The following is an 8061-nucleotide window of genomic DNA, read 5'->3' on the forward strand; positions in this document are numbered from 1 at the left end:
TCCTTGATGATCTTCAGGCTGGGTGCGGGCGGCCGAGCGACCACCGGCTACGAGGTTATACGCCCTGACTGACAGAGCTCATATTGAAGTCCGGCACCCTCAGCGCGGGCATCGCAGCCCTAGTGAACCAGTCGCTCCACTCCCGGGGCAGCGTCTTTTCCGTGCGCCCCGCCTCCGTCGCCCGCCCCAGCAGGCCGACCGGCGACTCGTTGAACCGGAAGTTGTTCACCTCGCCGACGACCTCGCCGTCCTCCACCAGGTAGACGCCGTCCCGGGTCAGGCCGGTGAGGAGCAGCGTCGCCGGGTCGACCTCGCGGATGTACCACAGGCAGGTCAGCAGCAGCCCGCGTCCGGTGGCCGCGACCATCTCCTCCAGGGAGCGGTCCTCGCCGCCGTCCAGGATCAGGTTGTCGGCCCCGGGCGCCACCGGGAGGCCGGTCAGGGCCGCGCTGTGCCGGGTGGTCGTCAGGTGCTTCAGCTCGCCCGCGGAGACCCACTCGGTGGGCCGCACCGGCAGGCCGTTGTCGAAGACCGACTGGTCGCCGCCGGAGGAGTGCGCGATGACGAACGGCGGCGACTCCAGGCCCGGCTCGTTCGGGTCGCTGCGCAGGGTCAGCGGCAGGTCGGACAGCTTCTCGCCGATCCGGGTCCCGCCACCGGGCTGCGAGAACACCGTCCTGCCCTCGGTCGCGTCCCGGCCGGACGCCGACCACAGCTGGTAGATCATCAGGTCGGCCACCGCGGTCGGCGGCAGCAGCGTCTCGTACCGTCCGGCGGGCAGCTCGATCCGCCGCTCCGCCCAGCCCAGCCGTACGGCCAGCTCGGCGTCGAGCGCCGCCGGGTCGACGTCCTTGAAGTCGCGCGTCGAGCGCCCGGCCCACGCCGACCTGGTCCGGTCCGGGGACTTGGCGTTGAGCTCCAGCGTCCCGTTCGGCTGGTCGTGCCGCAGCCGCAGCCCGGTCGACGTGCCCAGGTACGTCGAGACGAGCTCGTGGTTGGCGAACCCGTACAGCTCGCGACCGCCCGCACGCGCGCGGGCGAACGCCTCGCCCAGGGCCGGCGCGAAGTCGGCGAACACCGCCGACGAGGTCTCCGCGGGCGCCTCGGTGAACTCCGGGGACCGGGCCACGCCGCTGACCAGCGGCTGCGCGTCCTCGGCCGGCCCCGCTCCGCGCGCGGCGGCCTCGGCGGCCCGGACGAGGGACTCCAGCTCGTCCGCCGTGACGGCGGCCCGCGAGACGACACCGGAGGCCGTGCCCTCCTTGCCGTCGACCGTGGCGATCACGGTGAGCGTGCGCCCGCGCGTGACGCCGTTGGTCGTCAGCGCGTTGCCCGCCCACCGCAGGTTCGCCGTCGACTGCTCGTCGGCGATCACGACACAGCCGTCGGCCCGTGACAGTTCGAGGGCGCGCTCGACGATCTCGTGCGGCTGCTGCGCCTTGTTGGTGCCCGCGCTCATCGACCGGCCTCCTGCGTGGTGTTCAGAATGTTGACGCCCTTGAACAGGGCCGACGGGCAGCCGTGCGACACCGCCGCGACCTGGCCCGGCTGGGCCTTGCCGCAGTTGAAGGCGCCGCCGAGGACGTACGTCTGCGGGCCGCCGACCGCCGCCATCGACCCCCAGAAGTCGGTGGTCGTCGCCTGGTAGGCCACGTCCCGCAGCTGGCCGGTGATCCGCCCGTTCTCGATCCGGAAGAACCGCTGGCCGGTGAACTGGAAGTTGTAGCGCTGCATGTCGATGGACCAGGACCGGTCGCCGACGACGTAGATGCCCCGGTCGACGCTGCCGATGAGCCCCTCGGTCGACATCCCGGCCGGATCCGGCCGCAACGACACGTTGGCCATGCGCTGCACCGGGACATGGCCGGGGGAGTCGGCGAAGGCGCACCCGTTGGACCGCTCGAACCCGGTCAGCTTCGCGATCCGCCGGTCCAGCTGGTAGCCGACGAGCGTGCCGTCCTTCACGAGGTCCCAGGACTGGCCCTCGACGCCCTCGTCGTCGTAGCCGACGGTCGCCAGGCCGTGCTCGGCGGTGCGGTCGCCCGTGACGTTCATCAGATCCGAGCCGTAGCGCAGCTTGCCCAGCTGGTCGAAGGTGGCGAAGGAGGTCCCGGCGTAGGCGGCCTCGTAGCCCAGGGCCCGGTCCAGCTCGGTGGCGTGCCCGATGGACTCGTGGATGGTCAGCCACAGGTTCGACGGGTCGACGACCAGGTCGTACAGTCCCGGCTCGACGCTCGGCGCCCGCATCTTCTCGGCGAGCAGCTCGGGGATCCGGTCGAGCTCGTCGTCCCAGTCCCAGCCGGTGCCCGTGAGGTACTCCCAGCCGCGTCCGACGGGCGGCGCGATCGTCCGCATCGAGTCGAACTCGCCGCTCGACTCGTCCACCGACACCGCGGTCAGCGCCGGGTGCAGCCGCACCCGCTGCTGGGTGGTCACCGTGCCGGCCGTGTCGGCGTAGAACTTGTTCTCGTGGACGGTGAGCAGCGAGGCGTCCACGTGGTTGATCCCGTTCGCCGCCAGCAGCCGCGCGCTCCAGTCCGCGAGCAGCGCCGACTTCTCCTCGTCCGCGACGGTGAACGGGTCGATCTCGTAGGACGAGATCCACGTCCTGTCGGCGTGCACCGGCTCGTCGGCCAGTTCCACCCGCTCGTCCGAACCGGCCGCCTTGATCACCTGGGCGGACAGCTTGGCCATCGCCACCGCCTGCGAGGCGACCCGGGCCGCGGCGTCCATCGTGAGATCCACGCCGGACGCGAACCCCCAGGTGCCGCCGTGCACCACCCGCACCGCGTACCCGAGGTCGGTGGTGTCGGACGACCCGGAGGGCTTGGCGTCGCGCAACCGCCAGGACGCGCTGCGCACCCGCTCGAACCGGAAGTCCGCGTGCTCCGCCCCCAGCGCACGCGCGCGTGCGAGAGCGGCGTCGGCGAGGGCGCGTAGGGGTAGGGCCGTGAAACTTTCATCGATGCTGTGGGGCACCTACGTGTCTCCCTGGTGTCGTCACGTGTGAAGCCTCGATCATGTCGCGCCCGGCAGCCCCGGACCACACGTTTCCGCCCCGCTTCCGCAAACTTTCTGTAGAGACCCCACAGCCAGTCCGGTGAGCCACTGTCGGTGCCCGAATGTCCGTCGGACGAGGCAGACCGATAGGTTTCGAAGGAAGCCACCTGCCCTTCCGTGTTCCGGCGGGTGCGTCAGACCCCTATCGAAAGGGTGATCCGTTGAGCCGCTCGGTTCTCGTCACCGGAGGAAACCGGGGCATCGGCCTCGCCATCGCCCGCGCGTTCGCCGACGCCGGCGACAACGTCGCGATCACGTACCGCTCGGGCGAGCCACCGGCCGGCTTCCTGGCGGTGAAGTGCGACATCACCGACTCCGAGCAGGTGGAGCAGGCCTACAAGGAGATCGAGGCCGAGCACGGCCCCGTGGAGATCCTGATCGCCAACGCCGGCGTCACCAAGGACCAGCTCCTGATGCGCATGTCCGAGGAGGACTTCACCTCGGTCATCGACACCAACCTCACCGGCACCTTCCGTGTGGTCAAGCGCGCCAACCGCGCCATGCTGCGCGCCAAGAAGGGCCGCGTCGTCCTCGTCTCCTCGGTCGTGGGCCTGCTCGGCTCCGCCGGACAGTCGAACTACGCCGCCTCCAAGGCCGCCCTGGTCGGCTTCGCGCGTTCCCTCGCCCGTGAGCTGGGGTCGCGCAACATCACCTTCAACGTCGTCGCGCCCGGCTTCGTCGACACCGACATGACCAAGGTGCTCACCGACGAGCAGCGCGCGGGCATCGTCTCGCAGGTCCCGCTCGGCCGGTACGCGCAGCCGGAGGAGATCGCCGCGACGGTGCGGTTCCTCGCCTCGGACGACGCCTCGTACATCACTGGAGCCGTCATTCCCGTTGACGGCGGACTGGGAATGGGTCACTGATCACCATGAGCGGAATCCTCGAGGGCAAGCGCGTCCTGATCACGGGCGTGCTGCTGGAGTCCTCCATCGCCTTCCACACCGCCAAGCTGGCCCAGGAGCAGGGTGCCGAGATCATCCTGACCGCGTTCCCGCGGCCCACGCTGACCGAGCGCATCGCCAAGAAGCTGCCGAAGCCCACCAAGGTCATCGAGCTCGACGTGACGAACGACGAGCACCTCGCCCGGCTGGCCGACGTCGTCGGCGAGGAGCTCGGCGGTCTCGACGGCGTCGTGCACTCCATCGGCTTCGCGCCGCAGGACGCCATGGGCGGCAACTTCCTCAACACGCCGTTCGAGTCGGTCGCCACGGCCATGCACGTCTCGGCGTTCTCCCTGAAGTCGCTCACCATGGCCTGTCTGCCGCTGATGCAGAACGGCGGCTCGGTCGTCGGCCTCACCTTCGACGCCTCGTTCGCGTGGCCGCAGTACGACTGGATGGGCCCCGCCAAGGCGGCCCTGGAGGCCACCAGCCGCTACATGGCGCGTGACCTGGGCAAGCAGAACATCCGCTGCAACCTGGTCTCCGCCGGCCCCATCGGTTCCATGGCGGCCAAGTCCATCCCCGGCTTCTCCGAGCTGGCCTCCGTGTGGGACGACCGCTCCCCGCTGGAGTGGGACCTCAACGACCCGGGTCCGGCCGGCCGCGGTGTCGTCGCCCTGCTGAGCGACTGGTTCCCGAAGACCACGGGCGAGATCGTGCACGTCGACGGCGGCCTGCACGCCATCGGAGCCTGATCACCGACACGCCCCCCGACGCCCCGTTCCCCCGCCCGCGCGCGGGGAGCGGGGCGTCACCCGTTCGGCCCACCCGGCCGGGCGGGGGAGCGTCCCGGCGAGGCACTCTGAGGTGCGGGTTCCTTACCGCGCTTTCCTCCCCAGCACGGCCGAGGAGGTCCCCTTGTGCGCCTGTCTCGCAGCCTGGCCCCAGTGACCGTCGCCGTCTGTCTCGTCCTGTCGCTGCCGTACGACGCGCTGCCCCACGCACGCGTGCCGGCCCGGCAGGCCACCGCCGCACCCGAGGAGCCGTTCGGCGCGGAGTGCCGCACCGAGATCCGCGGCTCCCGCGTCGTCGCCCACTGCCACAACCCCTACGCCGACACCGACCGCGTCCGCCTGCACATCGAGTGCGCCCGCTGGTGGGATCTCGACACCGACGGCACCCCTGTCGACGCGGGCCCCGCCCTGACCGTCCGGCTCACCGGCCGCTGCTGGAAGGAGGTCCGCTCGGCCTGGGTCAGCCACCAGAAGCTGTGAACCGTCCGGGCCGGCACAGCAGGGGATAGCCGGCCGCCTCGACGGCCGCGGCCTCCGCGTCGCCCGCGCGGATCGCGTCCACCAGCCGGGTGTGGTCCATGTACGTCTCCGGCGTCAGCTCCTCGCCGACGTCCTCGCGCAGCCAGTCCCGCAGCACCTCGCCGAGGTCCGCGTACATCGCGGTCATGACGTCGTTGTGGGAGGCCGCGACCACCGCCAGGTGGAAGGTCGCGTCCGCCGCCACGAACGCCTCCGCGTCGCCCGAGTCCCAGGCCTCCTCGCGGCGCAGGAGGAGCGCGTCCAGGTGCTTGAGGTCCTTCTCCGTGCGCCGCCCGGCCGCCAGCTTGGCCGCGCTCGACTCCAGGGTGGCGCGGAGCTCGGCGATGTGCCCGGGGTCGGCGTCGGCGAAACGGCGGTGCATGACGCCCGCCAGCTCGCTGGTCGCCACGACGTAGGTGCCCGAGCCCTGGCGGATGTCCAGCAGCCCGTTGTGCGCGAGCGCCCGCACGGCCTCGCGGACCGTGTTGCGGGCGACGCCCAGCTGTTCGACCAGCTCGGGCTCGGTGGGGATGCGCGCGCCGACCGGCCACTCGCCCGAGGTGATCTGGGTGCGCAGCGCGGCGATGACCTGCTCGGACAGCGCCGAGCGGCGGGGATGGCTCAGGGGCATGGCACACCTTCGCACGGGTGGGGCTGCCGAGGGGAGCCCGGGCCTGGACAACCAATCATCCCATGATTCTATGATGGTCGGCATGACTGGCGAGCAGACCCGGACGACGACGCCCCCGCCCCGCCGCACCCCGGCGGCGGGCGAGCCCCCGCGCACGGCCCCGCGCGCGGGAGGCCCGGGCGCCCGTCTGCTCGTCGTCGGCATCGTGCTGGCCGCCCTCAACCTCCGGCCCGCCATCACCAGCCTCGGCGCCCTCCTCGAAGAGGTGCGCGACGGGCTCGGCATGAGCGGCAGCGTGGCCGGGCTGCTCACCTCCGTGCCCCCGCTCTGCTTCGCCTTCTTCGGCGTCATGGCGCCCCGTCTCGCCCGCCGCTTCGGGCCGGGCGCGGTGGTGTGCGCGGGCATGGCCGCGATCACGGCGGGACTGCTCCTGCGCCCCTACGCCGGCGGCACGACCGGGTTCCTCGCCGCCAGCGCCCTCGCCCTCATGGGCATCGCCGTCAGCAACGTCCTGATGCCGGTCATCGTCAAGCGCCACTTCCCCGACCGGGTCGGCACCATGACCGGCCTGTACTCGATGGCCCTCGCCCTCGGCACCTCGGCCGCCGCCGCGATCACCGTGCCCATGACGGAGGCGCTGGGCGGCAGTTGGCAGACCGGCCTCGCGCTGTGGGCGGGCCTGGCGGCGGCGGCCGTGCTGCCCTGGCTGCCGCTCGCCCGGGACCGTGGGACGGCACGGGAGGCCACGGACCCGGCGCGGGAACGGCAGGCGCGGGACCCGCGGGCGCCCGCGCGCGTGCCGCAGCCGTCGACCGAAGGCCGCGCGCGCGTGCCGCAGCAGCCGGCCGGCGCCCACGCGGGGGCGCCGCGGCCGACGGCGGCCCCGCTGCGCATCACCCGCAGCCGTACGGCCTGGGCGCTCGCCGTCTTCTTCGGTCTCCAGGCCACCGCCGCCTACATCACCATGGGCTGGATGCCGCAGATCTTCCGCGACGCGGGCGTGCCCGCGAGCACGGCGGGGCTGCTCCTCGCCGTGACGATGGCGATGGGCGTGCCGCTGGCCTTCGTCATCCCGCGCGTCGCCACCCGGCTGCCGCACCAGGGCCCGATCGTGCTCGCGCTCGGCGGCTGCGGCCTCGTCGGTTACGCCGGGCTGTACCTCGCGCCCGCCGGCGGCGCCTGGGCCTGGGCCCTGCTGCTCGGCATCGCCAACTGCGCCTTCCCGCTGGCTCTGACGATGGTCGGGATGCGGGCCAGGACCGGTGCGGGAGTGGCCCAGCTGTCGGCGTTCGCGCAGAGCACCGGCTATCTGATCTCCATCCCCGGCCCGCTCCTGGTGGGGGTGCTCTACCAGCACAGCGGCGGGTGGGGCCTGCCCCTCGCGCTCATGGCGGCCCTGATGGTCCCGCAGACGGTCGTGGGCGTCCTGGCGGGCCGGGACCGCACGGTGGAGGAGGAGGCGGCCCGCTGACGCCCCGGGAACCCCCGGGGAACCGCCGCCGGACGCGGGGTGCGAGACTTGCCGTATGCCAGTGCTCGACCCGAATCCCCAGAACGGCCAGAAGAAGATGCTGATCGTCTTCGGCTCGTTCCTCGCCATCTTCGTCGTCATCGCCGTCATCGCGACCGTCGCTTCCCCCTGAGGGACCTGGCGCGACGACCGACCGGCAGGACCGCCGGACCGGCCCTGCCATGACCCGCCCGGGGGACCGGGGTGGGGTTAACCCCCCTATCCCCTAGGGGGTGAGGGTCAGGGTCAAGTGGGTGGATCACCGGATGGGCCGCGGGCCGCGGATTCCGTAACTTCGAGGGGTGACCGCAGGACGCGGATCACCTGCCGAGGTCCCCGGACCACTCGAAGACAGCGGAGGCATCCATGCCGGCCCCTACGCACACCCGGCCCCACCCGGCCACCCCGGGCGGCGTCGGCACCTGGCTGCCCTGGTGGGCCCTCGCCCTGCCGACGCTGGCCTTCATCACGCTGCTGGCGCTGATCTTGAACCCCGCCGACGCCCACGCGGCCACCGGCGACCCGGCGATCACCCACCTCGTCGAGCGCGTCCAGCAGCTGGTCACCCGCTAGGTGTATTGACCCGCAGGGTTGTTGACGCGGGTGATGGGGGGCTGGCCTGCGAGTGCGGTGTGGCTGCGGTGGTGGTTGTAGGTGTGGAGG

Annotated in this window: 9 protein-coding genes; 6 read left to right on the forward strand and 3 right to left on the reverse strand. The window is 72.2% G+C overall.

The genetic code is table 11. From position 1 onward, the window contains the following. Window positions 1-55 precede the first annotated feature (55 nt). Together J2X68_RS34490 and J2X68_RS34495 are read right to left on the reverse strand one after the other, a co-directional pair. Window positions 56-1459: a metallopeptidase TldD-related protein gene (locus J2X68_RS34490; RefSeq protein WP_310436543.1), complete on the reverse strand. Its 1404-nt coding sequence runs from the start codon at window positions 1457-1459 to the stop codon at window positions 56-58. After that, the gene (locus tag J2X68_RS34495) at window positions 1456-2979 is read right to left on the reverse strand and encodes a TldD/PmbA family protein (protein WP_310436544.1); all 1524 of its coding nucleotides are present in this window, start codon (window positions 2977-2979) and stop codon (window positions 1456-1458) included. The genes J2X68_RS34490 and J2X68_RS34495 overlap by 4 nt, the downstream gene beginning before the upstream one ends. Before the next feature lie 242 nt (window positions 2980-3221). Here J2X68_RS34495 and fabG point away from each other — a divergent pair, with 242 nt between their 5' ends. From fabG to J2X68_RS34510, 3 genes are all read left to right on the forward strand, one after another. Continuing rightward, window positions 3222-3926 carry a 3-oxoacyl-[acyl-carrier-protein] reductase gene (gene fabG / locus J2X68_RS34500; protein ID WP_310436545.1) on the forward strand — a complete coding sequence of 235 codons (705 nt, stop codon included), beginning with the start codon at window positions 3222-3224 and terminating at the stop codon, window positions 3924-3926. Window positions 3927-3931: 5 nt separating this feature from the next. After that, window positions 3932-4699 carry an enoyl-ACP reductase FabI gene (gene fabI / locus J2X68_RS34505; protein ID WP_310436546.1) on the forward strand — a complete coding sequence of 256 codons (768 nt, stop codon included), beginning with the start codon at window positions 3932-3934 and terminating at the stop codon, window positions 4697-4699. Window positions 4700-4864: 165 nt separating this feature from the next. Continuing rightward, window positions 4865-5218 (forward strand): hypothetical protein, encoded by a 354-nt coding sequence (locus tag J2X68_RS34510; RefSeq protein ID WP_310436547.1) that lies wholly within the window; start codon window positions 4865-4867, stop codon window positions 5216-5218. Here J2X68_RS34510 and J2X68_RS34515 read toward each other — a convergent pair. Then, window positions 5199-5888 carry a FadR/GntR family transcriptional regulator gene (locus J2X68_RS34515; RefSeq protein WP_310436548.1) on the reverse strand — a complete coding sequence of 230 codons (690 nt, stop codon included), beginning with the start codon at window positions 5886-5888 and terminating at the stop codon, window positions 5199-5201. The genes J2X68_RS34510 and J2X68_RS34515 overlap by 20 nt on opposite strands. 70 nt (window positions 5889-5958) lie before the next feature. Between J2X68_RS34515 and J2X68_RS34520 the strand changes: the two genes are divergently transcribed. The 3 genes from J2X68_RS34520 to J2X68_RS34530 all read left to right on the forward strand — a co-directional run bounded on the left by J2X68_RS34520 (window position 5959) and on the right by J2X68_RS34530 (window position 7971). Beyond that, window positions 5959-7359 carry an MFS transporter gene (locus J2X68_RS34520; RefSeq protein ID WP_310436549.1) on the forward strand — a complete coding sequence of 467 codons (1401 nt, stop codon included), beginning with the start codon at window positions 5959-5961 and terminating at the stop codon, window positions 7357-7359. A gap of 55 nt (window positions 7360-7414) precedes the next feature. Further along, the gene (locus J2X68_RS34525; RefSeq protein ID WP_310436550.1) at window positions 7415-7531 is read left to right on the forward strand and encodes an SGM_5486 family transporter-associated protein; all 117 of its coding nucleotides are present in this window, start codon (window positions 7415-7417) and stop codon (window positions 7529-7531) included. Between the two features lie 233 nt (window positions 7532-7764). Next, a complete protein-coding gene (locus J2X68_RS34530) occupies window positions 7765-7971 on the forward strand; it encodes a hypothetical protein (protein ID WP_310436551.1) in 207 nt (68 codons plus the stop codon). Window positions 7972-8061: the final 90 nt, after the last annotated feature.

The sequence above is a fragment of the Streptomyces sp. 3330 genome, assembly GCF_031456635.1.
Classification (GTDB): Bacteria; Actinomycetota; Actinomycetes; order Streptomycetales; family Streptomycetaceae; genus Streptomyces.

Coding starts and splice junctions, on each gene's coding strand:
- J2X68_RS34490 (WP_310436543.1), bottom strand. CDS start 1,459: ATGAGCGCGGGCACCAACAAGGCGCAGCAGCCGCACGAGATCGTCGAG.
- fabI (WP_310436546.1), top strand. CDS start 3,932: ATGAGCGGAATCCTCGAGGGCAAGCGCGTCCTGATCACGGGCGTGCTG.
- J2X68_RS34515 (WP_310436548.1), bottom strand. CDS start 5,888: ATGCCCCTGAGCCATCCCCGCCGCTCGGCGCTGTCCGAGCAGGTCATC.
- J2X68_RS34520 (WP_310436549.1), top strand. CDS start 5,959: ATGATGGTCGGCATGACTGGCGAGCAGACCCGGACGACGACGCCCCCG.
- J2X68_RS34525 (WP_310436550.1), top strand. CDS start 7,415: ATGCCAGTGCTCGACCCGAATCCCCAGAACGGCCAGAAGAAGATGCTG.
- J2X68_RS34530 (WP_310436551.1), top strand. CDS start 7,765: ATGCCGGCCCCTACGCACACCCGGCCCCACCCGGCCACCCCGGGCGGC.